The 26,150-nt window shown below is 66.0% G+C and carries 23 protein-coding genes and 1 tRNA gene; 19 read left to right on the plus strand and 5 right to left on the minus strand.

Going from position 1 to position 26,150, the window contains the following annotated elements; all coding sequences use genetic code 11:
* Nucleotides 1-117: 117 nt before the first annotated feature.
* From DVU99_RS07310 to DVU99_RS07335, 6 genes are all read left to right on the plus strand, one after another.
* Nucleotides 118-1,167 carry a glycerophosphodiester phosphodiesterase gene (locus tag DVU99_RS07310; protein WP_232823514.1) on the plus strand — a complete coding sequence of 350 codons (1,050 nt, stop codon included), beginning with the start codon at nt 118-120 and terminating at the stop codon, nt 1,165-1,167.
* A 142-nt stretch (nt 1,168-1,309) separates the two neighbouring features.
* A complete protein-coding gene (locus tag DVU99_RS07315; protein WP_114239751.1) occupies nt 1,310-2,638 on the plus strand; it encodes an alkaline phosphatase family protein in 1,329 nt (442 codons plus the stop codon).
* Nucleotides 2,639-2,843: 205 nt separating this feature from the next.
* Entirely contained in the window at nt 2,844-5,147 is a 2,304-nt protein-coding gene (locus DVU99_RS07320) for a TonB-dependent receptor (protein WP_114239562.1), read from the plus strand.
* Nucleotides 5,148-5,347: 200 nt separating this feature from the next.
* Nucleotides 5,348-6,064, plus strand: a complete 717-nt coding sequence (locus DVU99_RS07325) for a lysoplasmalogenase (protein WP_114239563.1) — start codon at nt 5,348-5,350, stop codon at nt 6,062-6,064.
* Entirely contained in the window at nt 6,061-7,323 is a 1,263-nt protein-coding gene (locus tag DVU99_RS07330; protein WP_114239564.1) for a sterol desaturase family protein, read from the plus strand. The genes DVU99_RS07325 and DVU99_RS07330 overlap by 4 nt, the downstream gene beginning before the upstream one ends.
* A 171-nt stretch (nt 7,324-7,494) precedes the next feature.
* Nucleotides 7,495-8,928 carry an amino acid permease gene (locus DVU99_RS07335; RefSeq protein ID WP_114239565.1) on the plus strand — a complete coding sequence of 478 codons (1,434 nt, stop codon included), beginning with the start codon at nt 7,495-7,497 and terminating at the stop codon, nt 8,926-8,928.
* Between the two features lie 197 nt (nt 8,929-9,125).
* On the opposite strand, the gene DVU99_RS07340 is transcribed toward DVU99_RS07335, so the two are convergent.
* Nucleotides 9,126-9,710: an outer membrane protein gene (locus tag DVU99_RS07340; RefSeq protein WP_157971375.1), complete on the minus strand. Its 585-nt coding sequence runs from the start codon at nt 9,708-9,710 to the stop codon at nt 9,126-9,128.
* A gap of 302 nt (nt 9,711-10,012) precedes the next feature.
* Here DVU99_RS07340 and DVU99_RS07345 point away from each other — a divergent pair, with 302 nt between their 5' ends.
* From DVU99_RS07345 to DVU99_RS07370, 6 genes are all read left to right on the plus strand, one after another.
* Nucleotides 10,013-11,869, plus strand: a complete 1,857-nt coding sequence (locus DVU99_RS07345; RefSeq protein ID WP_232823515.1) for a M61 family metallopeptidase — start codon at nt 10,013-10,015, stop codon at nt 11,867-11,869.
* 157 nt (nt 11,870-12,026) lie between these two features.
* Nucleotides 12,027-12,103 (plus strand) — tRNA-Arg (locus DVU99_RS07350).
* Nucleotides 12,104-12,361: 258 nt separating this feature from the next.
* On the plus strand, nt 12,362-12,784 hold the full coding sequence (locus tag DVU99_RS07355; protein WP_114239568.1) for a YeeE/YedE family protein: 423 nt from the start codon (nt 12,362-12,364) through the stop codon (nt 12,782-12,784).
* On the plus strand, nt 12,781-13,212 hold the full coding sequence (locus DVU99_RS07360; protein ID WP_198670224.1) for a DUF6691 family protein: 432 nt from the start codon (nt 12,781-12,783) through the stop codon (nt 13,210-13,212). The genes DVU99_RS07355 and DVU99_RS07360 overlap by 4 nt, the downstream gene beginning before the upstream one ends.
* A 4-nt stretch (nt 13,213-13,216) precedes the next feature.
* Nucleotides 13,217-14,083, plus strand: coding sequence for an MBL fold metallo-hydrolase (locus DVU99_RS07365; protein WP_114239569.1), 867 nt, complete (start codon nt 13,217-13,219; stop codon nt 14,081-14,083).
* Between the two features lie 84 nt (nt 14,084-14,167).
* A complete protein-coding gene (locus tag DVU99_RS07370) occupies nt 14,168-14,509 on the plus strand; it encodes a helix-turn-helix transcriptional regulator (protein ID WP_114239570.1) in 342 nt (113 codons plus the stop codon).
* Here the strand turns inward: DVU99_RS07370 and DVU99_RS07375 are convergent.
* The gene (locus tag DVU99_RS07375; protein ID WP_114239571.1) at nt 14,506-14,712 is read right to left on the minus strand and encodes a CsbD family protein; all 207 of its coding nucleotides are present in this window, start codon (nt 14,710-14,712) and stop codon (nt 14,506-14,508) included. The two genes, DVU99_RS07370 and DVU99_RS07375, sit on opposite strands and share 4 nt — an antisense overlap.
* Nucleotides 14,713-15,000: 288 nt before the next feature.
* Between DVU99_RS07375 and DVU99_RS07380 the strand changes: the two genes are divergently transcribed.
* Nucleotides 15,001-15,552, plus strand: a complete 552-nt coding sequence (locus tag DVU99_RS07380; protein ID WP_114239572.1) for an HdeD family acid-resistance protein — start codon at nt 15,001-15,003, stop codon at nt 15,550-15,552.
* A 67-nt stretch (nt 15,553-15,619) separates the two neighbouring features.
* On the opposite strand, the gene DVU99_RS07385 is transcribed toward DVU99_RS07380, so the two are convergent.
* Both DVU99_RS07385 and queF read right to left on the minus strand, forming a co-directional pair.
* On the minus strand, nt 15,620-16,219 hold the full coding sequence (locus DVU99_RS07385) for a hypothetical protein (protein ID WP_114239573.1): 600 nt from the start codon (nt 16,217-16,219) through the stop codon (nt 15,620-15,622).
* Between the two features lie 148 nt (nt 16,220-16,367).
* Nucleotides 16,368-17,192 (minus strand): NADPH-dependent 7-cyano-7-deazaguanine reductase QueF, encoded by an 825-nt coding sequence (gene queF / locus DVU99_RS07390; protein WP_114239574.1) that lies wholly within the window; start codon nt 17,190-17,192, stop codon nt 16,368-16,370.
* Between the two features lie 150 nt (nt 17,193-17,342).
* On the opposite strand from queF, the gene DVU99_RS07395 reads away from it, so the two are divergent.
* The 6 genes from DVU99_RS07395 (at nt 17,343) to DVU99_RS07420 (ending at nt 25,631) form a co-directional block, all read left to right on the plus strand.
* A complete protein-coding gene (locus DVU99_RS07395) occupies nt 17,343-19,310 on the plus strand; it encodes a M1 family metallopeptidase (RefSeq protein ID WP_114239575.1) in 1,968 nt (655 codons plus the stop codon).
* 171 nt (nt 19,311-19,481) lie between these two features.
* On the plus strand, nt 19,482-21,626 hold the full coding sequence (locus DVU99_RS07400; protein WP_232823516.1) for a penicillin acylase family protein: 2,145 nt from the start codon (nt 19,482-19,484) through the stop codon (nt 21,624-21,626).
* 123 nt (nt 21,627-21,749) lie between these two features.
* Nucleotides 21,750-23,708 (plus strand): M61 family metallopeptidase, encoded by a 1,959-nt coding sequence (locus tag DVU99_RS07405; RefSeq protein WP_114239577.1) that lies wholly within the window; start codon nt 21,750-21,752, stop codon nt 23,706-23,708.
* Nucleotides 23,709-23,852: 144 nt separating this feature from the next.
* The gene (locus DVU99_RS07410; RefSeq protein ID WP_114239578.1) at nt 23,853-24,440 is read left to right on the plus strand and encodes a DUF2975 domain-containing protein; all 588 of its coding nucleotides are present in this window, start codon (nt 23,853-23,855) and stop codon (nt 24,438-24,440) included.
* A complete protein-coding gene (locus DVU99_RS07415; protein WP_114239579.1) occupies nt 24,440-24,661 on the plus strand; it encodes a helix-turn-helix transcriptional regulator in 222 nt (73 codons plus the stop codon). The genes DVU99_RS07410 and DVU99_RS07415 overlap by 1 nt, the downstream gene beginning before the upstream one ends.
* Before the next feature lie 37 nt (nt 24,662-24,698).
* On the plus strand, nt 24,699-25,631 hold the full coding sequence (locus tag DVU99_RS07420; RefSeq protein WP_114239580.1) for a retroviral-like aspartic protease family protein: 933 nt from the start codon (nt 24,699-24,701) through the stop codon (nt 25,629-25,631).
* 3 nt (nt 25,632-25,634) lie between these two features.
* Here DVU99_RS07420 and DVU99_RS07425 read toward each other — a convergent pair whose 3' ends face one another.
* Nucleotides 25,635-26,051, minus strand: coding sequence for a cupin domain-containing protein (locus tag DVU99_RS07425; RefSeq protein WP_114239581.1), 417 nt, complete (start codon nt 26,049-26,051; stop codon nt 25,635-25,637).
* Nucleotides 26,052-26,150 lie beyond the last annotated feature (99 nt).

A 26,150-nucleotide genomic window follows, 5' to 3' on the forward strand; every position in this document is an offset into this window, starting at 1 on the left:
CATGGCCACGTTCCACCATGGCCGGATGGCTTGCGCCACGCCGGCGCATCGAATGGATCACGAGGGTTTGCCATGGGTCGTTTAAGCTGGGCCATCGTCATGACAGGAGCGCTGGTGATGGCCGGCGGTGTACAGGCCAACGAGGCACCGATCGCCGCCAAGGTGCTGGTGATCGGCCACCGTGGCGCCAGCGCGCTGCGCCCGGAACACACCCTGGCCTCGTACGGCAAGGCCATCGCCGATGGCGCCGATTTCATCGAGCCGGACCTGGTGATGACCCGCGACGGCGTGCCGGTGGCGCGCCATGAGAACGAAATCAGCGGCACCACCGACGTGGCGCAGCATCCGGAGTTCGCCTCGCGCAAGACCACCAAGACCATCGACGGCCATGCGGTGACCGGCTGGTTCACCGAAGACTTCACGCTGGACGAACTGAAGACCCTGCGCGCCCGCGAGCGCCTGCCGGAGCTGCGCAGCACGGCGTACGACGGCCAGTTCCAGATCCCCACGCTGGACGAGATCATCGATTTCGTGGCCACCGAGTCGGCCACGCGTGGCCGTGTCATCGGCATCATCCCCGAGATCAAGCACGGCACCTATTTCCAGAAGGCCGGCCTGCCGATGGAAGACCGCGTGCTGGCCATCCTCGCGGCGCACGCCTATACGCGCACCGCGCCGGTGGAGATCCAGTCGTTCGAGATCGGCAACCTGCGCTATCTGCGTGGCAAGCTCGGCAAGGATCATCCGAACATTCGCCTGCTACAGCTGCTGGATGACCCGGGCGAACAGCCGTACGACGTGGCGGCCGCGAAGGGCACGCTGCATTACCGCGACATGATGACCCCGGACGGGCTGCGCGACATCGCCGGCTATGCCGATGCCATCGGCCCCAACATCCGCGCGATCATTCCGCTGGCCGCCGACGGTACGCTGGGCAAACCCACTGCTCTCGTGCATGACGCGCATGCGGTCAAGCTGGAGCTGCACCCCTACACCTTCCGCCCGGAAAACTATTTCCAGGCCAGGAACTTCTGGCAGGGCAGCAACCCCAAGACCTTCAACGAAGCCGGCTCGGTGGCGGAGATCCGCGCCTACCTCGATGCCGGCATCGATGCGTTCTTTACCGACGATCCGGCCATTGGCCGCAAGGCCGTGGACGAGCGCTGAGCTCGCGGCTCGTGGGCGATTCCGGCGTGGCTGGAATCGCGTGCCCTTTCACCACCCGGGTGTCACCCGATTCCGGCCCGCGCCGCGATGAAGGTGCAGCGGGGGTGGTGCTTCGACGAATCTCGAACCTCCTGTGACGACCATGCGCCTTCCATCATCGTTCATTGCCGCCAGCCTGCTGGCCCTTTCCCTGTCCACGCCGGCCGCCGCAGCGCCGGTGCTGATGATCTCCATCGACGGCCTGCGGCCCGCCGACGTGGTGCATGCAGAACAGCGTGGGCTGCACCTGCCCAACCTGCAGGCCTTCCTTGTCCAGGGTGCCTACGCCGAGACGGTGCGCGGCGTACTGCCGACCTTGACCTATCCCAGCCACACCACGCTGATCACCGGCGTGTCGCCGGCGCGCCACGGCATCGGCGGCAACCTCACCTTTGACCCGTACAACAAGAACCAGCAGGGCTGGGACTGGTACGCCAGCGACATCAAGGTGCCGACGCTGTGGGATGCCGCGCACGAGGCGGGCCTGCATACTGCCAATGTGCACTGGCCGGTGAGCGTGGGTGCCCAGGTCGACTGGAACCTGCCGCAGATCTGGCGTACCGGCACCGCCGATGACCGCAAGCTGGTTGCCGCGCTGTCGACGCCCGGCCTGCTGCCGTCGCTGGAGAAGGAGCTGGGCCCGTACGCCGACGGCATCGACGAGAGCCTCGCCGGCGACCAGAACCGCACGCGTTTCGCGGTGGCGCTGCTCGAATCGCGCAAGCCCGATTTCATGACGGCGTATCTCACGTCGCTCGACCACGAGCAGCACGCCAGCGGCCCCGACACGCCCGCCTCGCGCGCCGTGCTGGAACAGATCGACGTGCTGGTGGGCCAGCTGGTGCAGGCGGCGCATCGCGTGCATCCCGACGGCGTGGTGGCCATCGTCTCCGATCACGGCTTCCTGCCGGTGAAGAACGACGTGAACCTCTATGCACCCTTCATCCAGGCCGGCTTGATCACCCTCGACGGCAGCACCGTGACCGACTGGAAGGCCATGCCGTGGAACGACGGCGGCAGCGCAGCCATCGTGCTGCGCGACCCGTCGGACCAGGTCGTGCGCGCCAAGGTGGCGGCGCTGCTGCAGCAGCTGCAGGCCAATCCCGACTACGCCATTGCCAAGGTGCTCGACCAGGCCGGTGTGGAGAAGGCGGGCGGCACCACGCAGGCGCAATGGTTCGTGCTGTTCAAGCCCGACTACGAGATGGCGCCGCGTCCGGACGTGGCCATGCTTTCGTCCAGCCACTACCACGGCATGCATGGATATGACCCGGCCCTGCCGCAGATGCGCTCCACCTTCCTGATCGCTGGCAAGGGCGTGCCCGCCGGCAAGGACCTTGGCGACATCGACATGCGCGACATCGCGCCGACCGTCGCGCACCTGCTTGGTGTGAGCTTGCCGACGGCCGACGGAAAGTCGCTCATTCCGTAAGCGCTAACGTCAGCATGACGTAGGAAACACCGCGTTTTATTCGTAAAAACGCGGTGTTTTAAATCTGCGTGTCATCGCTGATACATACGAATTCTTCACGATTTCATGGAGCCGTCCAAATGGTATGGACGGCCAATTCCCCATCTTCTTATCGAAAAACCAGGAACGTACGGATTCATGGCGAATCCGTGCGAAAGGACTCGTCATGCCCAAGCAATCCCTTCGCAGGACCGCGATCGCGCTGGCAACACTGGCCGCGCTCTACAGCGGCGTCGTACTCGCCGACGATGTGACCTCGCCCAATGCGGCACCGGCCGCCGACGCATCGGCGACCAACAACCGCGACAAGGCCAAGAACATGGAGGCCGTGTCGGTGGTGGCCTCGGGTGAAACCCGCCAGGTGCAGAAGGTCACCAGCGAAGACATCCAGCAGCTCGCGCCGGGCACCAGTCCGCTCAAGGCCATCGACAAGCTGCCGGGCGTCAACTTCCAGGCCGCCGACCCGTGGGGCGACTACGAGTGGTCGACCCAGATCACCCTGCATGGCTTCGACCAGAGCCGCCTCGGCTTCACGCTTGACGGCATCCCGCTGGGCAACATGAGCTACGGCACCACCACTGGCCTGCAGGTGACGCGCGCGATCAGCAGCGACAACATCAGCACGGTGGAGCTGGCGCAGGGCGCGGGCGCGCTGGGCACGGCGTCGAACACCAACCTGGGCGGCACCATCCAGTTCTACTCGGCCGACCCGGATGCGGTCGCCGGCGCGCGCATCAACCAGGTGATCGGTTCGGACTCCACCACGCGTACCTTCGTGCGCCTGGACAGCGGCGACTACCACGGCTTCTCCACCTACATCTCGTTCGACCACGCCGACACTGACAAGTGGAAGGGCTATGGCGACCAGCGCTCGGACCAGCTCAACCTGAAGTCGGTGTACCAGTGGGACGGCGGCAGCGTGAGCCTGTTCTACGACTCGTCCAAGCGCAAGGAATACGACTACATGGACCTGTCCCTGGCCAGCCAGAAGGCGCTGGGCTGGAACTGGGACTACCTGCAGCCGAACTGGGGCACGGCGGTGCAGATCGCCAACGCATACAACGGCAAGGGCGGCTATCCGGCCGTGCTGTCGTCGCTGCCGACCGGTTATGACCTGGTCGACTCGACCTATTACGCCGGTGGCGGCATTCGTCGCGACAACCTGGCGGGCCTCAGCGGCACGTTCAACCTGAGCGAGCACGCCACGCTGAACCTCGGCACCTACTACCACGACAATCGCGGCGAGGGTCAGTGGGCCACGCCGTACGTGGCCTCGTCGCCGACGGTGCCGCTGGCCATGCGTACCACCGACTACGGCCTGGACCGCTATGGCGGCACCGGCTCGCTGCAGTTCTCGCTGGGCAACAACGACATCGAAGTGGGCTTCTGGGCGGAGAACGCCAAGACCAATCAGGAGCGCAACTACTTCTACCTCAGCGGGCAGTACGACTACCTGAGCAACTTCTACGAGAACGAGGAGCCGTTCCTGCGCGGCTTCCTGCAGCACTACGTGACGCAGACGCGCATGGCCTACGCCTCCGACACCATCCACCTGATGGATGATCGCCTGACGCTGAACTTCGGCGCCAAGGCCCTGGGCGTCACCAACATCGCCGACTCGTGGGTGCCGTCCAGCGCGCTGGCGCAGGGCCGCATCCGTGCCAGCGACGGTTTCCTGCCGCAGGTGGGCGCCAACTACAAGATCGACGCCAACCAGGAGGTCTACGCCTCCTACAGCAAGAACATGGCGGCCTACGGCTTCCTGCCGTTCAGTCAGTCGCAGACCGCCTTCAACGCCAGCAAGAGCTCGCTCAACCCCGAGCAGTCGCAGACCTTCGAGCTGGGCTACCGCGTGCACGGCGACAGTTTCGAGGCTTCAGCCGATGCGTACTACACGCGCTTCACCAACCGCCTGCTCGCGGTGTCGCCGTGCTCGGCGGTGCAGACCTGCTCGGCCATCCTCAACAACGTGGGCTCGGTGAAGAGCACCGGCGTGGACCTGGCGGTGATCTGGCGCCCGATCGAGCATGTGCGCTGGTTGAACTCGCTCTCGTACGACAACTCCAAGTACCAGGACGACTACCTCAACAACGGCGTGGTCGCCACCGACGGCAAGTACGTGGTCGGCATTCCCACCTGGATGTTCACTTCCGACCTCAGCTACAGCTATGGCGGATGGACGGCCAATATCGACGGCAAGTACACCGGCCGCCGCTACATCACCTACATCAACGACTCGCAGGTGCCCTCGTACTGGCTGTTCGAGGCCGGCGTGAACTATGACATCGGGGCGGTGTCCATCCTCAAGGACCTGAGCCTGGGGCTGAACGTCACCAACCTGTTCAACAAGCGCTATTTCGCCACGACCGGTACCAACGGCTATGTCGCCTCCGATCCGCAGGGCTGGAACCAGACGCTGATGGCAGGTGCGCCGCGCCAGGTGTTCTTCAACATCAACGCGAAGTTCTGATCTCCCCTCAGGCTTCGTTGCTTGTTGCCGCGCCCAGCGATGGGCGCGGCTGGGAGGGCCGCCGTCCCGCCGGCGCGCCCTGCCTTTCCCCCAGCCCTCCCCCGAACAGGGGAGGGCTTTTTTTTGGTGCGGTGCCGAACGTCAAGTGGCATCGATGGCACTAAGATCGGCGTTCGTCCGAGGGCAAGGGGAAGCCTCGCATGTCTGTTTCAAACGCCGCCGCCCGATCGTCACCGCGCGCGGTCGATCTCGTCATTGTGCTGGTCGCGATGGCAGCCATCGCTGGCGCGACGCTTGGCGCGCCTGAGGCGGTCGATGGCTGGCGCTGGTTGCACTGGATCAGCAAGCCCCTCGCCACCGGGCTGATCCTGTGGATGGCATGGCACGCCACCGCGCCTGTCTCGGTGGCCTATCGGCGCTGGATAGCGATCGGCATGCTGTTCTCCCTGGCTGGCGATGTGTTCCTGATGCTGCCGATGGATGCATTTGTCGCGGGGCTGGTGGCCTTCCTGCTGGGGCATGCGTGCTTCATCCGCGCGCTGCTGCTCGATACGCGTCTTGCGGCCCGTCCCTGGGGCATGCTCGCGTGCCTGGCTTATGGCGCGCTCAACCTGTGGGCGTTGTGGCCCTGGTTGCCGCCGCCCCTGCACGTGCCGGTGGTGGTCTACGTCCTGGTGCTGTCCAGCATGGGTGGCCAGGCCGTGGCCCGCGCGCTGGCCCATGGCGGCGACGATCTGGCCGGGCCCACCCGCTGGGCGGCCGTCGGCGCGCTGCTGTTCATGGCCAGCGATACACTGTTGGCCTGGAACCGCTTTCGCGTGGCGTTACCGCGGGCGTCGCTGTGGGTGCTGGCTACCTATTACGCGGCGCTGTGGTGCCTGGCGCGTTCGGTCCGGCGAGGGGCAGGGCAGGCATGAACATGCAGGAAACCATCATCACCTGGGCGACGCCGGTGTTCTTCGCGCTGATCGCGCTGGAGTTGCTGCTGGCGAAGCTTCGTGGCCGCAGGGTCTACCACTCCAGCGACGCGATCAACAGCCTCGGGCTGGGCGTGATCTCGCAGATCGTCGGTGTCTTCTCCAAGGTGCTCACGCTGGGCATCTATGCCTGGTGCGTCGAACACCTCGCACTGTTCCACCTGCCCGCCAACAGCGTGCTGGTGTGGGTCACTGCGCTGATCGCCTACGACTTCTGCTACTACTGGCTGCACCGTGCCGGCCATGAGGTCAACATCCTGTGGGCCGCCCACGTGGTGCACCACCAGAGCGAGGACTACAACCTGAGCACCGCGCTGCGCCAGACCGGCAGCGGCGTGTTGCTGGGCTGGCTGTTCTACCTGCCGATGGCGGTGCTCGGCTATCCGCTGGAAGTGTTCGTGGTGGTGGCGCTGATCGACCTGCTCTACCAGTTCTGGGTGCACACCGAGCTGGTGGGGAGGCTGGGCTGGTTCGACCGCGTGTTCTGCTCGCCGTCCAACCATCGCGCGCACCATGCGGTGAACGACAAGTACCTCGATCGCAACTACGGCGGCATCCTGATCCTGTGGGATCGCCTGTTCGGCACCTTCGTGGAAGAGGACGACAACGATCCGCCGGTGTTCGGCACGCGCTCGCCGCTGCGCAGCTGGAATCCGCTGTGGGCCAATGCCGAGGTGTACTGGGCCACCGCCAAGGATGCCTGGCATGCACGTCGCTGGCGCGACAAGCTGCTGGTGTGGATCAAGCCGCCGGGCTGGCGGCCGGCCGATGTGGCCGAGGGCTTTCCCAAGCCGGACTTCGACATCCAGCGCGAGCGTTTCCTGCCCGTGTTGTCGCGGGGGCTGGTGGTGTACAGCCTGGTGCAGTTCGCGCTGCTGCTGGGCATGGCCGTGCAGTTCCTCGACCTGGCCAAGCACCTGCCCGCGCTGGCCCTCGCCGGCTATGCGGCCTTCCTGGTGTTGAGCCTGACCGCCTTGGGCGCGCTGACCGAAGGCCGTCGGATCGGCGTGGCGCTGGAAGGGGCGCGATGGCTGGTGACCGCCGCCATTCCGCTGCTCAGCGGCGGATGGTTTGGCATCGCGCAGCTGCCCGTGGGGGCGATCGGCGCGATCGTCGTGGTTGCGGCGGCGAGCGCGCTGGTACTCGCGTGGCTGGTCCTGGCTGCGCCGGGCCGGGCGGGGAAGGCGATTCCGGGCTAGCGCTCCATGCGGGCGGGCTCCTTCCTTTCTCCCAGGGAGCGGCCCGGGGAGGGGGTGTAGGCCTTGCCTGCGCGTCGTCCCAGCGAACGGCAGGCCCCCTCATCGCACCCGCAGCGTGGCACCTGCGACCCCATTCGCTATGATCGCGGCTCGTTTCCCGGGGATGAGCTGATGGGTTTCTTCAATAAATTGGTGCGCCACAAGCCTGTGGAGCTGTTGCAGGCGGAGGCCGGCAAGCGTGGCGATTTCCGCCGCGTGCTGGGCCTGTGGCAGCTCACCGCCATCGGTATCGGCGGCATTATCGGCGTGGGTGTGTTCGTGCTGGCCGGCAAGCAGGCGGCGATCAACGCCGGTCCGGCGGTGGCCATTTCGTTCCTGATCGCCGGCATCGCGAGCGCAGCGGCGGCGCTGTGCTACGCCGAGTTCGCCGGCATGATCCCGGTCACCGGCAGCGCCTACACCTATGGCTACGCCGTACTCGGCGAGCTGGCGGCCTGGCTGATCGGCTGGGACTTGTTATTGGAATACGCGCTGATCGTGGCGGTGGTCGCCATCGGCTGGTCTGGCTACGTGCAGGCGGCGCTTACCGGCATCGGCGTGACCCTGCCCGTATGGGCGCAAGGCGCCATCGGCACCGGCGAAGGCCATGTGTTCAACGTGATCGCCGCGTTCGTGACGCTGGCCGTGGCGGCGCTGCTGATCTTCCGCACCGAGTGGGGCGCACGCTTCAACACGCTGGTGGTGGCGATCAAGGTGGCTGCCGTGGCGCTGGTGATCGGCGTGGGCGTGTTCTACGTGAATCCGGCTAACTGGGTGCCGTTCATTCCCGAGCACGTGGTGGGGCCCGATGGCGTGGGCCACTTCGGCTTCCAGGGCGTGGCCGCGGCGGCGGCCGTGGTGTTCTTCGCGGTGTTCGGCTACGACACGCTGACCACCGCTGCGGAGGAATCGAAGAATCCGCAGCGCGACCTGCCGCGCGCCGTGCTGTTGTCGCTGGGCATCTCGATGACGATGTACCTGGCGGTGTCGCTGGTGCTCACCGGCATTGCCCATTACAGCACGCTCAATACCGACGCGCCGGTGGCCGATGCGTTCCGCAACCTGGGCCTGCACTGGGTAGCGTTGATCATTTCGGTGTCGGCGGTATTCGGCCTGATCAGCGTGCTGTTTGCCTTCATGCTGGGCGCCACGCGCATCTGGTTCGCGCTGTCGCGCGACGGCCTGCTGCCGGGCTGGTTCGCCAAGGTGCACCCGCGCTACGGCACGCCGCATCGCCCGACCGTGGTGCTGGGCGTGTTCACCGCGCTGGTGGCCGGCCTGCTGCCGATCGAGGAAGTGGCCAAGCTGGTGAACATCGGCGTGCTGTCGGCCTTCATCGTGATCTGCACCTCGGTGATGATCCTGCGCAAGCGCAAGCCGGACCTGCATCGCGCGTTCCGCACGCCGCTGGTGCCGCTGGTGCCCCTGGTGGGCATCGGTTTCTCGATCTGGCTGCTGGCCGAGCTGCCGGCGATCACCTGGAAGGTGTTCCTGGTGTGGGTGAGCCTGGGTCTGCTGGTCTACCTCGGTTACGGCATGCGCCACAGCAAGCTGGAGAAGCAGTAAGCGACATCCTGAGCCTGTTGTAGGAGCGCATCCTGCGCGCGACCATGGCCGCGGCATGGGCGTCCCGTATGTTGTGATGCGCGGGTATCCGGTTGCCGCCGCGTAGGGTTGTCGCGCACAGGGTGCGCTCCTACAGAAAGGCAAAGAAAAACGGCCGCTTGCGCGGCCGTTTTTCGTTACTGCGCAGGTAGTGACGCTTAGAAGCGCACTTCCACCGAAGCGGAGTAGGTCGCCACGTTGGCCTTGGCACTCAGGTCGTCCGAGCTGCCGCGGTCGTACTTGACGTGGTAGTTGTCGTAGTTCAGCGCCAGGGCGACGTTCTTGGTGATGTCGTAGCCCACGCCGGCGCCGGCGTACCAACCGTTGTTCCAGCTCTTCTGGCTGACCGAAGCGTCGCCCACGGTGACGGCACCGGTGGTGCGCGAACGCAGGTAGCCGCCGTGGCCGGTGACGAACCAGTTGTTGTAGAAGTTGTACTTGGCGGTCACACCGATCTGGCCGACGCGCGGCTTGGCCGAGACGCTGGCGAAGTCGAAGTCGTTCTTGACCTTGCCGAGGTAGGCGTAGCCGATTTCGGCACCGACGATGCCGTTCCAGCGCCAGCCGAAGCGCACGTTCTGGAACACGTCGGTCTTGTCCGAGACGCCACCGATGCGGTAGTCGCTCTGGCCGAGGTTGCCGGCCACGAAGAAGTTGTCGAGCTGGTTGCTCTCGTCGGCCTTGGCAGCAAACGGCGCAACAGCGACGACGGCCAGTGCGGCCGCAATCAGAGTCTTGTTCATGGAGTACTCCATCTTTTTATGTGTTTCCGTCGTGGCATCAAGGGGGAATGCCACGCGGCCCGCGTTGGGGATCGCGGTGAGTAAAGGATACGGGATTTTAACGACTGCACACCGCGACACGATTACGCGGGATGGGCGAGGTTCAGACACCGCCATGACCTCTGGCAGGGGGTGCGATATGCGGTCGCGCACTACGATCGCGGGTTCATGTTCCGTGCAGCTTGTCTTCATATCGCGCGGATCGGTCACAGGAGAACCCTTTGAAAGTTTCGCGTCTCGCTACCGCCATCCTCGCTTCCGCCATGGGCCTGGGCAGCTTTGCTGCGCTGGCCGACGTGCCTGCTCCGCAGGACGTTCCGTTCGACGGCACGCTGAAGATCAATGTCGACGCCACGGACATCGCGCACCGCGTGTTCCGCGTGCACGAGGTGGTGCCGGCGAAGCCGGGCCCGCTCACGCTGCTGTATCCGCAGTGGCTGCCGGGCAACCATTCGCCGACCGGATCGATCGACAAGCTCGCCGGCCTGGTGGTCAAGGCCAATGGCAAGGTGGTGCCGTGGAAGCGTGACCCGCTCAACGTGTATGCCTTCCACGTCGACGTGCCGCAGGGCGCGAACCAGGTGGAAGTGGAGTTCCAGTTCCTCTCCGCGCAGGACACCCGCCAGGGCCGCGTGGTGATGACCCCGGAAATGCTCAACCTGCAGTGGAACTCGGTGTCGCTGTATCCCGCCGGCTACTTCGCCCGCCGCATCAACGCCGAGACCAGCGTGACCTTCCCGGCCGGGTGGCAGTACGGCAGCGCGCTCGAGCTGGCCTCGCGCGACGGCGACACCGTGCACTTCAAGCCGATCAACTACGACGACCTGGTCGACTCGCCGATCTACGCCGGCAAGTACTTCAAGCGGGTGGACCTGGACCCGGGTGCGAAGACCCCGGTATTCCTCAACGTCGTGGCCGATGATCCGAAGTACCTGGAGATCACCGACGCGCAGCTGAAGATCCACCGCAACCTGGTGCAGCAGATGTACAAGCTGTACGGCGCGCACCACTACGACCACTACGACTTCCTGTTCTCGCTGAGCGACAAGATGTCGGGCAATGGCCTGGAGCATCACCGTTCCAGCGAGAACGGCGTGGGCCCGGGCTACTTCACCGAGTGGGACAAGAGCATGGTCATGCGCGACCTGCTGGCCCACGAGTTCAACCATTCCTGGGACGGCAAGTATCGTCGCGGCGCCGACCTCAGCACGCCGAACTTCAACGTGCCGATGCAGGACAGCCTGCTGTGGGTATACGAAGGCCAGACCCAGTTCTGGGGCTACGTGATGGCCGCGCGCTCGGGCCTGTGGAAGCAGGATGACGCGCTGGACATGCTGGCCAATGTCGCCGCTACCTATGACAAGGGCCGCCCGGGCCTGCAGCAGTGGCGCAACATCCAGGACACCACCAACGATCCGATCATCGCGATGCGCCGCCCGCTGCCGTATCGCAACTACCAGATGAGCGAGGACTACTACTCGGGCGGCCAGATGATCTGGCTGGACGTCGACGGCAAGCTGCGTGACCTCAGCGGCAACAAGCGCTCGATCGACGACTTCGCCAAGGCGTTCTTTGGCGTGAAGAACGGCGAGTGGGACGTCAACACCTACACCTTCGAGGACGTGGTGAAGACGCTCAACGACATCGCTCCGTACGACTGGGCCAGCTACCTGCGCGAGCGCCTGGACGGCCACGGCCCGATCATCGGCGGCTTCGAGGCCAACGGCTGGAAGCTTGTCTACAACGACAAGCCCTCCGCGGCGACCAAGGCCATCGAGGCGCGCCTGGGCGGCGCCAACCTCACCTACTCGCTGGGCGTGTCGGTGGGCAAGGGCGGTGACATCGTCGACGTGCTGTGGGACGGCCCCGCTTTCAAGGCCGGCCTGTCGCCGGGCATGAAGCTGATCGCCGTCAACGGCAAGGAATACTCCAGCGACGCCATCAAGGACGCGGTGACCGCGGCGGCGAAGGACAAGAACCAGCCGGTGGAGCTGCTGGTGAAGAACTTCGACGAGTACCAGACGCTGCGCATCGACTACCACGACGGCCTGAAGTACCCGCACCTGGAGCGCATCGAGGGCAAGGCCGACCGCCTGTCCGAGCTGCTCAAGGCGCGCTGAGCCGAGCGCCTGCCCCCTCCACGCGCGGGGAGGGGGCCTCCTGCAGTAGCGTGCCGTGTGCGCTCCTGCAAGGGGCCGGGAGGCTGCGGCCACTCCCGCCCCCAACTCCGCTATACTGCGCGTCCGCCGTGTGTCACCACGCACGTGCAGCGTCCATGCGCCCGTAGCTCAGCCGGATAGAGTAGTGGCTTCCGAAGCCATTGGTCGGGGGTTCGAATCCCTCCGGGCGCGCCATCTTCCCGACAAGACAGCCCCTGTTGCCAGGGGCTGTCTTGCGTTGTGCATGCCGACGCGCCGCGGCGGAAACGCCACGCCTGCATGCACCTGCCATGCGCAATGCGCCGATAGCAGACCATGCATCCGTTGACGCAGCGTGGTCGCGCGCCACCCTCGAACCTGTTGGCGGGTCTGCGTGGCGGCGCGATCGGTTGCGACCATTCGGACCGGCTTCTATATTAGAAAAATCGAATATATGTACATAAGGAGGCCGCGATGCATCCCTGGTTGCTCGCTGTCCTGGGCGGTGTCCTGGTCGGGCTTTCGGCCGTGCTGCTGATGGCAATGCTGGGTCGCATCGCCGGCATCAGCGGCATCGCCAGTGGCGTGCTGGCCGAAAGCGATCGTGCATGGCGCATCGCCTTCGTGGCGGGATTGCTGGCTGCTCCACTGCTGCTGTTCGCGGTGCGCGGTGACAGCGGCATCGGCACGCCGGTGGTGCGCTGGCCGTGGATGGCGGTGGCCGGCCTGTTGGTGGGCCTGGGCACCCGCCTGGGCAGCGGCTGCACCAGCGGGCATGGCGTGTGCGGCATCGCGCGGCTGTCGCCACGCTCGCTGGTGGCGACCGTGGTGTTCGTCCTGTTTGGCATGTGCACGGTGTACCTGGTGCGCCATGTACTGGCAGGTGCGGGCACATGAAGATCTTGATGGCGTTGGCAGCTGGCTTGCTGTTTGGCCTGGGGCTGAGCCTCGCCGGCATGACCCAGCCTGCCGTCGTGCTCGGCTTCCTCGATGTCGCCGGGGCATGGAATCCGCAATTGCTGTTCGTGATGGCGGGCGCCGTGCTGACGACCGCCGTGGGCTACCGGCTCGTATGGCGACGTTCCATGCCGTGGCTGGCCACGGGTTTTGCACTGCCTCGGGCCACGCGCATCGACGCGCGCCTGCTCGGCGGTGCCGCGCTGTTCGGCATCGGGTGGGGTATTGCTGGCTATTGCCCGGGGCCGGCGCTGGTCGCGCTGGCTGGCGGGATCGGATCGGTCGGTGTGCTGGTCGCAGCGATGGCGCTGGGCTGGTGGCTGGCGGCACAGTGGCAGGCGCGCACAAGCAACAGGCTACGAGGTTGAGTACATGAATCGCCCTGAAGTGAAATCGTTCTTCGACGAGGCCAGCAACACCTTCAGCTACATCGTGTGGGATCCGGCCACGCGGCATGCCGCGGTGATCGACAGCGTGCTGGACTACGACGCTGCTTCAGGCCGCATCAGTCGCGATTCCGCCGACGCCATCGTGGCGTTCGTGCAGGCGCACGGCCTGGTGGTGGAATGGGTGATCGATACCCACGTGCATGCCGACCACCTGTCCGCCGCACCGTATGTGAAATCGCGGCTGGGTGGCCGCCTGGGCATCGGCGAACACATCCGTGAGGTGCAAGCCTCGTTCGGCCAGCTGTTCAATGCGGGCGAAGCGTTTCGTCGCGACGGCAGCCAATTCGACCACCTGTTCAAGGACGGCGAGCACTATCGCGTGGGCAACCTCGAGGCGGTGGCGCTGCACACCCCCGGGCACACGCCGGCCTGCATGACCCACGTGATCGGCGATGCGGCCTTCGTGGGCGATACCTTGTTCATGCCCGACTACGGCACGGCGCGTTGCGATTTCCCCGGGGGCGATGCGCGCGCGCTCTATCGTTCGATCCAGCGCCTGTTCGCGCTGCCCGGCGAAACACGGATGTACATGTGCCACGACTACAAGGCCCCGGGGCGCGAGATGTTCGCCTGCGAGACGTCGGTTGACGCGGAGCGCAGCGGGAACATCCACGTGCGGCATGGGATTGGCGAGGATGCCTTCGTGCAGATGCGCAACACCCGCGATGCCACCCTGCCGGTGCCCAGGCTGTTATTGCCGGCGGTGCAGGTGAACATGCGTGCCGGCCAGTTACCGCCCGAGGAGGACAACGGCATCCGCTACCTCAAGATCCCGCTGGATGCACTGTGACCTGCCCAGGGCGGTGAGCCGATGAAGTCCGCTTCCACATCTTCTTCTGTGCGGGGACGCAGGACCAGGCCCGACGTGGCATCCATGCAACGCCATGCCGACGAGGCGGTGGCCGTGCTCAAGGCGGTAGGCAGCACCAAGCGGTTGATGTTGCTATGCGAACTGCTGGACGGCGAGCGCCCGGTGAACGACCTGGCGGAGGTGCTGGGGCTCGCCCAGAGCGCGGTGTCGCAGCATCTGTCATTGCTGCGCCGCGAAGGCCTGGTGACGGGCCGGCGCGATGGCCAGTCCATCCTCTATGCCATCAGCGATGCGCGGCTGCGCTCCCTGATGGCCACCCTGTTTGAACTGTTCTGCACCCACCCGGCGCCGGTGCGCCAGGGTGGAGGCCCCCTTCCTCGCGGAAGGGGGCGTGAAAAGGGTTAGTGGTGGCGCAGCTGCTTTTCGAAGGCCTTGACCTGTTTGTCGGCTTCGTCGCGCGCCATGCCGTAGCGCTCCTGCAGCCGGCCTGAGAGGTACTCGGCGTTGCCCTGCGCGACCTTTAGGTCGTCGTCGGTGAGCTTGCCCCAATGCTGCTTGATCTGGCCGCTGAGTTGCTTCCACTGGCCCTGGATGGTGTCTTGATTCATGGCGGTCCTCGTTGGGTGTGGGGAAATGCAATGCGCATTGCGGGGACCGATTCGAGCAGCGCCAGGGTTAAGTGCGCGTGCCCGGGGTGTTGCTTGTGGTGGGAGCGGTTCATGGGCGTATGAGGGTGACTGATACCGCATTCGCGCCACGTCGACATGGATGATGCGTCGATGGCGTCTCGGCGTGGCGAGCGACGGCCAGGGGCGCGTAGCGGGGCGCATGCCGACGACAACCACTTTGCGGCGGCCCAGCAGCGGTCCGCCGTCCAACGGCACGGAGGTAGGCATATGGGCTCGATTCTGCAGCAGGGCGTGGGTCGCACGGGTTGGCTGCTGGTGCTCTATGGCGTCATCTCGATACTTTTCGGCATCAGTGCCTTGATCTGGCCCGGCAGCACGGTCATCGCGCTCGCCTGGGCGTTCGGCGTGATGGCCCTGGCCGAGGGCATCATCAGCGTGTTCGCGCTGTTCAAGCGTGATGTGGCGATCTCGCGAGGTTGGCTGCTGCTGTACGCCGTCGCCTCGATCGTCTTTGGCCTGCTGGCGATCTGGCATCCGCTGGCCGTGGCCAACGTGCTGCTGATCTTCCTCGCCGCGTGGCTCATCGTGGCCGGCGTGTATCGCATCGTGTTCGCGATCCGCGTGCGCAAGGAGATCCAGGGTGAGTGGATGATCGCATTGAGTGGCGTGCTGGCGATCGTGCTGGGTGGCCTGTTCGTGGCGTACCCGGTGGCGGGTCTGCTCACCGTGGCCATCTGGATCGGTGCCGCGGCGCTGGTTTACGGCGTGCTTCAGCTGGTTGCGGGCGTGCGACTGCACCGCTGGAAGCGCGCGCTCTGAATGCCTGCGACGGCTTCCATGAAAAAGGCGCCCGCGGGCGCCTTTTTCGTTGCCGTCGCTTTGCGCATCAGCTGCGGACTTCGAAATCCTCGCTCGCCACGGCCTTGCCGTTGAGCGAAATCACCACCTTGTAGCGCCCCTGCGGCCATGCATTGGGGTTCTGCACCTTGAACGTGGGGGTGGCCGGTCCGCTGGTGGCGATCGATTCGGTGGTGCTGCTGAACATCTGGTCCTTGCCGTCGACGTAGTGCCACTGCGCGTTGAGCGTGGCGTTGTCGCTGCTGCCGACGGTCGCGACGCTGGCATAGATGGCCTTGTCTTCAGGGGCGAAGTGGCGCTGTTCCTTGCTGATGGCGTGAGACTCGGTCACCGCGTTGCCCAGTGTCACCGCGGCAACCTTGATGTCGTGGGTAGCGGGCGCGCTGGCCATGCCGCCCGGCGACGCAGCGGAATGCGCCGGGGCGGTCGATGCCGGCGCCGGCATGGTGGTCGCGGGTGCCGGCGCGGTGGCAGGCGCCGCTGGCTGCGATGGCATGGCCGGGGCGCTGGCGGCAGGTGCCGGTGGCGCGTTTTCGGATTGCTGCTCGTTCTTGCCGCACGCGCTGAGCATCAGCAGGCCGGCAAGGGTCGCACAGTACAAAGCGGTGTTGCGTGCCTGAACGTTCATGACGGACCCCGTGGCTGGTGACGGAACACGCGTCCGGCGGGCCAAGCCCTGCTGCCGGACGCTCATGCCAGCAAACACTAGTCCCATCGGACTGAAGCGGCCATTACCGGACGACCCCGCTTCGACATAACCTTCACGCCAGTCGCGGCTATTGGCGCGCGCCGCGGGGGTTGCCGGGCAGCTCGGTGCCGGTGCTGCGGTAGGGATTGATGTCGAGGCCGCCACGGCGCGTATAGCGCGCATACACGCTGAGCTGCTCGGGCCGGCAACGCTGCATCACGTCCACGAAGATGCGCTCCACGCACTGCTCGTGGAATTCGTTGTGATTGCGGAACGAGACCAGGTAGCGCAGCAGCCCGGCGCGATCGATCGGTGCACCACGGTAATGGATCTGCACGCTGCCCCAGTCGGGCTGGCCGGTCACCGGGCAGTTGGAGCGCAGCAGGTTGGACACCAGGGCTTCCTCGACCACCGGCTGGCCGGCATCGGCGACCAGGTAGTCGGCGCGCGGCGGGCCATAGTCCTCGATGGCCACGTCCAGCGTGTCGACCAGCGTGCCGTCGAGGTCGGTCACCGCATGGCCGCGGGCCTGCGCCTCGGTCAGCGCGACCTCCACCGGGGCGCCGGCGGCGGCTGAAAGATCCCGTAGCAGTATTTCCAGCAGCGCCGCGCTGTCGCGCATGCGTTCCTGCGAGAAGCCATTCAAGTAGAGCTTGAACGACTTCGATTCGATGATGTTGGGCGAGGTGGCCGGCACGCGGAATTCGGCCAGCGCCACCACCGGCTTGCCGCGGGCATCCAGCCAGGACAGCTCATAGGCGTTCCAGATGTCCACGCCATGGAACGGCAGCGGCTCGGCCACGCCGATCTCCTCGCGCTTGGCCGAGCGCGGGATCGGAAACAACAGGGAAGGGTCGTAGCGGTCGGCGTAGACCGTGGTCTTGCCGAGCGGGGAATGTTCGGGAGTGCTCATGGCGCCATTCTACCGCCCTGATGACGATCGTCTTCGCATGAACCTGCGAATCCGCAGGAGCCGGACCATGACCACTGACCCGGTCCAGCAGGGGCTGGCCTGCCTATAGTGTCCTGTTGAGACTCTGGGGATTCCAAGGAAAACCGCTGCATGAAGAAACTCGCCCTGGCCTGCCACGCCGCTGCAGGCCTGCTCGCCGCCGGCGCGCTGAGCGCCCCCGCCCACGCTGATGGCACGGATGCCGGATTCGACCCGCAGGCGCTGTTCGCGCCGCTGTCGCTGCCCGATGCACCCAACGCCTTTCGCGGCGGTGCCGGCAAGCCCGGGCCGCTGTTCTGGCAGAACCGGGTGGACTACGCCATCCAGGCCGAGATCGATCCGGCCTCGCACTCGCTGCGTGGCGACGAGACCATCACCTATACCAACCACAGCCCCGACGCGCTCGATGTGCTGTGGGTGCAACTGGACCAGAACGCCTATCGCGCCGATTCGCGCGGCTCGTTGACCTCGCCGCGCCCGCGCAAGGACTTCACCGACGGCTACCAGCTCGATGCGGTGGAAGTGGATGGCAAGCCGGTGCATTTCCTGGTGGACGACACGCGCCTGCGCGTGGACCTGCCGCAGGCGCTGGCCGGTGGCGGCAAGCAGCTGAAGCTGCGCATTCGCTATCACTACACGGTGCCCGGCACCTGGGGCGGCCGCACCGCGGTGACGCCGACCAGGAACGGCGACATCTACGAGATCGCGCAGTGGTTCCCGCGCATGGCGGTGTATGACGACCTGCGCGGCTGGGACACGCTGCCTTACCTCGGCTCGGAGTTCTACCTGGAGTACGGCAACATCGATTACGCCGTGACCGTGCCGTGGAACTACATCGTGGCCGGCTCGGGCGAACTCACCAACGGCAACGACGTGCTGACCGCCACCGAGCAGCAGCGCCTGGCCAAGGCCGCGCAAAGCGATGCCACGGTGATGATCCGCGGCCCGCAGGAAGTGAACGACCCGGCCAGCCGTCCGAAGCAGAGCGGCACGCAGACCTGGCGCTTCCACATGGAGCACACCCGCGACGTGGCGTTTGCCGCTTCGCCGGCCTTCGTGTGGGACGCTGCGCGCATCAACCTGCCCGACGGCAAGCACTCGCTGGCGATGTCGGTGTATCCGGTGGAGGGCGTGGGCAAGGACAAGTGGGACCGCTCTACCGAATACGTGAAGGGCGCGGTCGAGCATTTCTCGTCCAAGTGGTATCCGTACCCGTGGCCCGCCGCGGTGAACCTGGGTGGACACGGCGCCGGCATGGAATACCCCGGCATCGTGTTCGACGGTTTCGACGACAAGGGCCCGATGCTGTTCTGGATCAGCGCGCACGAAATCGGCCACACCTGGTTCCCGATGGTGGTGGGCTCCAACGAGCGCCGCAATGCCCTCATGGATGAAGGCTTCAACACCTTCATCGACGTGTACGCCTCCGACGCGTTCAACCACGGCGAGTTCGCGCCCAAGCGCGACAGCGAGTACGCGCCCAAGGGCGGCAACCCGGTGGACGAGATCCTGCCGCTGCTGGCGGATCCGCAGGCGCCGACCATGATGGCACCGGCCGATTCGATCTCCGAGAAGTACCGTCACTCGGTGAGCTACTTCAAGGGCGCACTGGGCCTTGTGCTGCTGCGCGAGCAGATCCTCGGGCCTGACCGCTTCGATCCGGCCTTCCGCAAGTACATCGCCACCTGGGCGTACCACCACCCCACGCCGTCGGATTTCTTCCGCTTCATGAGCAGCGAGGCGGGCGAGGACCTGTCCTGGTGGTGGCGCGGCTGGTACCTCAACAACTGGCAGCTGGACATGGGCATCAGCACCGCCAGCTACGTGGACAACGATCCGGCCAAGGGCGCGGTGGTGACGCTGGCCAGCAAGCAGAAGCTGGTGATGCCGGCGACGCTGCGCGTGGACTACGCCGATGGCAGCCACGAGGACGTGCCAGTGCCGGTGGAAGCCTGGCGCCAGAGCGCGACGCCCAAGCTGGCGCTGCATACCGTCAAGCGCATCAGCAAGCTGACGCTGGATCCGGACCACAAGCTGCCGGATGCCGATCGCGGCAACAACAGCTTCAGCATGCCCTGATGCTTCCGGCTCACCGGGACAAACCATGTTCCGTCGTCCCGGCGAAAGCCGGCATGACGGGCGTGGGGGTTCCGCGCGTCGCGAATGACTCCTCCAAGACCTACTGACACCGCGATGATCCACTACGCCAAACCGATCCTTCGTTGCCTGCCGCTGGCCACCGCGCTGTGGATGACACTCGGCGCGACGACGGTGCAGGCCGCCAGCGCCGACCAGGCGCGCTGGCAGGCGCAAGCCTCGGCCGTCACCATCACCCGCGACGACTGGGGCATTGCCCACGTGCACGGCAAGACCGATGCGGATGCGGTGTTCGGCATGGCCTATACCCAGGCCGAGGACGACTTCAACCGCATCGAGACCAACTACCTCAACTCGCTGGGCTGGCTGGCCCAGGCCGAGGGCGAGCAGGCGATCTGGTCGGACCTGCGCCAGCAGCTGTGGATCGATCCGGTCGAGCTCATGCGGTTGTATGCGAAGAGTCCCGGCTGGCTGCGCGCGCTGATGGATGCCTGGGCCGATGGGCTCAACTATTACCTCGCGACCCATCCGGACGTGCGCCCGCGGGTGATCACGCATTTCGAGCCGTGGATGGCGCTGAGTTTCAGCGAAGGCAGCATCGGTGGCGACATCGAGCGCGTGTCGCTCAAGCAGTTGCAGGCGTTCTATGGCAAGCAGGATGACAAGGTCGCCTTCGTCGACACGCCGTCGAGCTGGGTCGAACCCACCGGTTCCAACGGCATTGCCATCGCGCCCAAGCTCAGCGCCGATGGGCGCGCGCTGCTGCTGATCAATCCGCACACCTCGTTCTTCTTCCGCTCCGAACTGCAGATGAGCAGCGAGCAGGGATTGGACGCCTACGGCGCGGTGACCTGGGGCCAGTTCTTCATTTACCAGGGCTTCAACCCGCACATCGGCTGGATGCATACCTCCACCACGGCCGACGTGGTGGACGAATTCGCCGAGACCATCGTGCGCGATGGTGGCAAGCTCAGCTACCGCTACGGCAAGGCGCTGCGCCCGGTCAGCACGCGCGAGATCCGCGTGGCCTACCGCAAGAGCGACGGCAGCCTGGGCGAGCGTGCATTCACTACCTACGCCACGCACCACGGCCCGGTGGTGCGCGAGGCCGATGGCAAGTGGATCGCCACCGCACTGATGAACAAGCCGCTGGAAGCATTGGAGCAAAGCTGGCTGCGTACCAAGGCCAACGACTTCGCCAGCTTCATGAAGATCGCCGAGCTCAAGGCCAACTCGTCCAACAACACCATCTTCGCCGACGACAAGGGCGAGATCGCGTACCTGCATCCACAGTTCATCCCCAAGCGCGACAACCGCTTCGACTACACCAGGCCGGTGGATGGCAGCGATCCGGCCACCGACTGGCAGGGCCTGCTGCCGCTGGATGCGGCGCCGCACCTGCTCAATCCGGCCACCGGCTGGATCATGAACACCAACAACTGGCCATACTCCGCCGCCGGCAAGGACAGCCCGCGCCGCGAGGACTACCCGCGCTACATGGACAGCGTCGGCGAGAATCCGCGTGGCATCCACGCCACCCTGGTGCTGAGCGACAAGCGCGACTTCACCAAGGCCTCGCTGATCAGCGCCGCCTTCGACTCCTACCTGCCGGCGTTCGCGCGCCAGCTGCCCATCCTGGTGGCCGACTACGACGCGCTGCCCGCCAGCGATCCGCTCAAGCACAAGCTCGCCGGCCCCATCGCCTTGCTGCGCAGCTGGGACTATCGCTGGGGCATCGCCTCGATGCCGACCACGCTGGCGGTGTTCTGGGGCGACACGCTGTGGGACGAGGTCGACAAGTCCGACGTGTCCGAGGGTTTGTCGGTGTACGACATCATGGCCGAGCGCGCGGGTGCCAGGGCGCGCCTGGCGGCGCTGTCCGAGGCGGTGGATCGGCTGGAGAAGGATTTCGGCAGCTGGGGCGTGCCGTGGGGCGAGGTGAACCGCTACCAGCGCCTCAACGGCGACCTGGTGCAGCCGTTCGACGACGCCAAGCCCAGCATCCCGGTGCCGTTCACGTCCTCGCGCTGGGGCTCGCTGGCGTCGTTCGGTGCACATCGCTGGCCCGGCACGCGCCGCTACTACGGCACCAGCGGCAACAGCTTCGTCGCCGTGGTGGAGTTCGGCGACAAGGTCAGCGCACGCGCCATCACCGCCGGTGGCGAGAGCGGCCACCCCGGCTCGCCGCACTTCAACGACGAGGCCGAGCGCTACACCACCGGCAACCTGCGCAAGGTGTATTTCTGGCCGGAGGACCTGGTCGGTCACACCGAGCGGGTCTATCACCCCGGCAGTTGATGTGTTCCATCGTGCGGTCCGCCGGCGTGCCCCGGTGGGCTGCATGACCGAATATCCCCTAGGCGCGCCTGGCACCCCTGGTGTTAAGTAGCGACATCATCCATCCGTTTGCTGGAGTCACTCATGTCCCGTGTCCTTCCCGCCAGCCCGCAGGTTGCCCCGCGTCGTACGTTCTCGCGCCTTGCCCTGGCCGTGGCGATGGCGTTCGCCGCCAGCGCCGCCGCAGCGCAGGATGCGCGCACCGCCAACGTGCCGCCGCCGCAGGACACGCCGTACGTCGGTACGGTGAAGCTGCACGTCGATGCCAGCGATACCGCGCAGGGCATCTTCCGGGTCCATGAAACCATCCCGGTGAAGGCGGGCGAGCTGACCCTGCTGTATCCGCAGTGGATTCCCGGCGACCACTCGCCCACCGGTCCGATCTCCATGCTGGCCGGGCTCAAGGTCAGCGCCAACGGCAAGCCGCTGGCGTGGAAGCGCGACAAGTACGACGTGTATGCCTTCCATCTCGACATCCCGCAGGGCGTGGCCGCCATCGACGTGGAGTTCCAGTACCTGTCAGGCCGCACCGACAGCCAGGGCTTCGAGATCACCGACCGCATGATGGACATGGAGTGGAGCAAGGTGGCGCTGTATCCCGCCGGCCACTACTCGCGCGCCATCACCTTCGAGCCCAGCATGAAGCTGGCGCATGGCTGGCAGTTCGGCACCGCGCTGGAGACGGCCTCACAGTCGGGCGACACCGTGACCTTCAAGCCGGTGACGTTCAACAACCTGGTCGACTCGCCGGTGTACGCCGGGCAGTACTTCAAGCGCGTGGACCTCAACCCGGGCGGCGACGCGCCGGTGCACCTGGACATCGTGGCCGATGCGCCGAAGTACCTGGAGATGACGCCCGAGCAGTTGCAGGTGCACCGCAACCTGGTGACGCAGGCGGTGAAGCTGTTCGGCTCGCATCACTACGACCACTACGATTTCCTGTTCTCGCTGTCGGACCAGCTCGGCGGCAACGGCACCGAGCACCACCAGTCCAGCGAGGATGGGCTGGGCGCCGACTACTTCACCGCCTGGAAGGAGGGCGCGCCCGACCGCGACCTGCTCGCGCACGAGTACACGCACTCGTGGAACGGCAAGTTCCGTCGCCCCGAAGACCTGTGGACGCCCAACTTCAACGTGCCGATGGGCGACTCGCTGTTGTGGGTGTACGAGGGACAGACCCAGTACTGGGGCTTCGTGCTGACCGCGCGCTCGGGCATGTGGTCGGCGCAGGAGTTCCGCGATGGCCTGGCCATGGTGGCGGCCAACTACGACCGCAACCGCCCGGGCTTCCAGTGGCGTTCGCTGGAGGACACCACCAACGACCCGACCGCCGCGCGCCGCTCCAGCCTGCCGTACCGCAGCTGGCAGATGAGCGAGGACTATTACTCGGGCGGCCAGATGATGTGGCTGGAGGTGGACGCCAAGCTGCGTTCGCTCACCCAGGACAAGAAGTCGCTGGATGATTTCGCGCGCGCCTTCTTCGGTGTGGACAACGGCAGCTACGTCACCAAGACCTACACCTTCGACGATGTGGTGGTGGCGCTCAACGGCGTGGCCAAGTACGACTGGGCGAGCTTCCTGCGCGACCGCGTGACCAAGGTGAATCCGCCGCTGCTCAACGGCATCGCCGCCACCGGCTGGAAGCTTGTCTACACCGACCAGGAAAGCGACTACGAGAAGGCGTACAACAGCCGTCCGCAGTCGCCGCGCCACCTGTACAACTTCGCCTGGTCGATCGGCCTGACCCTGGGCGACAAGGGGCAGATCAACGACGTGCGCTGGAACGGCCCGGCCTTCAAGGCCGGCGTGAGCACGGGTGCCAGCATCGTCGCGGTGAACGGGCAGGATTTCTCCGATGACCTGCTGAAGGACGCGATTGCGGCCGCCAAGACCAGCAAGGCGCCGATCCAGTTGCTGCTGAAGTACCAGGGCGTGCTGCGCACCATTCCGGTGGACTATCACGACGGCCTGCAGTACCCGCACCTGGTGCGGGTGGAAGGCACGCCGGATTACCTCAGCGAGATCATCGCGCCGCGCAAGTGAGCGTTCGCGGACGAGGGGCGCGGTAACCACCGCGCCCCTTGCAGGCAGGCCGTCCGGCCACGAATTCGTTATTGCATAAATAAAAGAAATTATTGTTTTACGATAATTTCGCTGCTAGGCTGGCGCCCGTCCAGGGAGAACGCCATGCCCACGCCCGAATCCTCCAACTCGCCCAGCCCGCGCCTGATCCGCGACGGCAAGCTGTTTTCCGTGCTGGCAGCGCTATGCCTTGGCGCCACCTTGCTGGTGGACCTGCTGGCCGTGGCCGCGTTTGTCTTCCGCTCCGGGCGCGTCGGGCTGGCCAACGGCAGCTTCGCCTTCGAGATCGGCTCGCTGTGGCCTTGGGGTGCGCCCGGCCCGGCGCTGGTGCCGATCGATCACTACACGCAGGTCCAGTCGCTGGCGTGCGCCGCACTGCTTGCGCTGCGGTTTGCTCCCGGTGTGGTGATCCTGTGGAGCCTGATGCGCCTGTTCGGCATGTACGGTCGCGGCGAGGTGTTCACCACGCGCAACGAGCACTACGTGCGCGTCATGGCCTGGGCCCTGATCGCCTACGCGGTGGTACCGCTGATCACCCACGCCACGCTGTACCTGATGCACATGAGCCCGGTGGCGATCCGCCTCGAAGTGCGCCAGCTCGATGCGCTGGTGGCCGGACTGATCGTGCTGGCGCTGGCGCGGGTGATGTCGTTCGGCTGCGCGATCGACGAGGATCGCAAGGGCTTCGTCTGATGGCCATCGTGGTCCGGCTCGACCTCATGCTGGCACGCCGCAAGATGCGTTCGACGGAGCTTGCGCGCGCCATCGGCATCACCGAGGCGAATCTCTCCCTGCTCAAGTCCGGCAAGGTGAAGGGCGTGCGCTTCGAAACGCTGGAGGCGATCTGTCGCCACCTCGATTGCCAGCCGGGCGATCTCCTGGAATACGTCCCCGACGGCGACGACGCGCCTTAGCGCGTCGCGCCACCATCTTCCCCTGCGGAGTACCAACATGATCCGTCTTCGCGCCCTTGCGCTCGCCTGGATGCTGTCAGTCGTTTTCACGCCCGGTGCCAGTGCGAATGCCAACGAACTCCCGCCCGGTTCGCCGGTGCCCATGACCGCCGCGGGCGACGGACACGACACCGTGCCCGTGTACGTGGACGGCAAGGGACCCTTTCCCTTCATTCTCGACAGCGGTGCCGACGGCTCGGCCGTGTACGCGTGGTTTGCCGAGCAGATGCAGCTAAAGAAGTTGGCTGGCCACGGGCAGGACCTGTCCGGCCAGACCGGCTCGGCGCGGGTCGACATGTATCGCGTGGGCGACCTCTCGCTTGCCGGCATGCATCTGCGCAACGTCGAGGCGTTTGGCCTTCCGAATCGGCACGACGCGGGAATCCAGGCCGGCGTGCTCGGCAACGATTTCATGGATCAGGCGCTGGCCGTGTTCGATTTTCCCTGCCACCGGGTCGAGCTGTATCCGCGTAGCACGCCAATCGAGCAGATCGTCGGCCCTCATGCGCAGGCCATCCACGCCGGCATCGATCCCGGCACCACCCTGCTCACGGTGCCGGTGACGGTCAACGGCTACGCCGGCGTGGCGGTGGTCGACACCGGTTCACGGCGCACGCGCTTGACCACCGCATTCGCCAAGGGCGCGGGCCTCGATCCGGCCTCGTCCTCGTTTCGTGACGATGATCCGATCTACGGCACCTCGCAGCACGAGCTGGTGCCGCGCACCGGACCCATCGGTGAGGTGGGGGTGGCCGGCCTCACCTTCATGGATGCCAACGCGCAGGTGATCGACCTGCCGGTGCTCACCCAGGATTTCGGCGGCAAGCCGGCGATGATCCTTGGCGCCGACCTGCTTGGTCGCTACCGGCTGGTCTACGACCATGCATCGCACACCCTCTGGCTGCCGCTGTCGCGTTGTCCGCTACCCTAGCTATCACTTCACCGGTTCGGCCAGCGGCTTGCCCTTGTCGACGATCCAGGTGGACAACGCCACGCCGCCGTCGCTGCCCGGCGCGGCAGCCAGGCTGTGCACGGCACCGCGTGGGTTGAAGAAGTGATCGCCCGCCTTTAGCACCTGGTCGGGCTTGCCGCGCGTTTTGAGGATCAGGTTGCCCTTGAGCACATAACCCGACTCATCGCCGTCATGCATGTGCCAGCCCACCGCCGTACCCGCGGGGATCTCCGCGGTGCCGAGCACGATCTGTTTGTCCGGCACGCCGCTCTGGTCATGGGTGTCTAGGATGGTGCGCTTGGGCTGTGGTCCGCTCGGGGCGGCATCCTGCGCGCTGGCAGCCAGGCTGAAGCCGATGGCAGCAGCCATGGCGAAGGCGGCGAGGTAACGGCTGGACATGGCGACGTGCTCCTGCGCTCGGGGTGCCGCCGCATAGTGCGCGCGCCGGCGTTACAGCCATGCGAAGCCCGGCGCGGGGCATGGCGTACCATGGACGGC

The sequence above is a fragment of the Dyella sp. C9 genome (assembly GCF_003332825.1).
Classification (GTDB): Bacteria; Pseudomonadota; Gammaproteobacteria; order Xanthomonadales; family Rhodanobacteraceae; genus Dyella.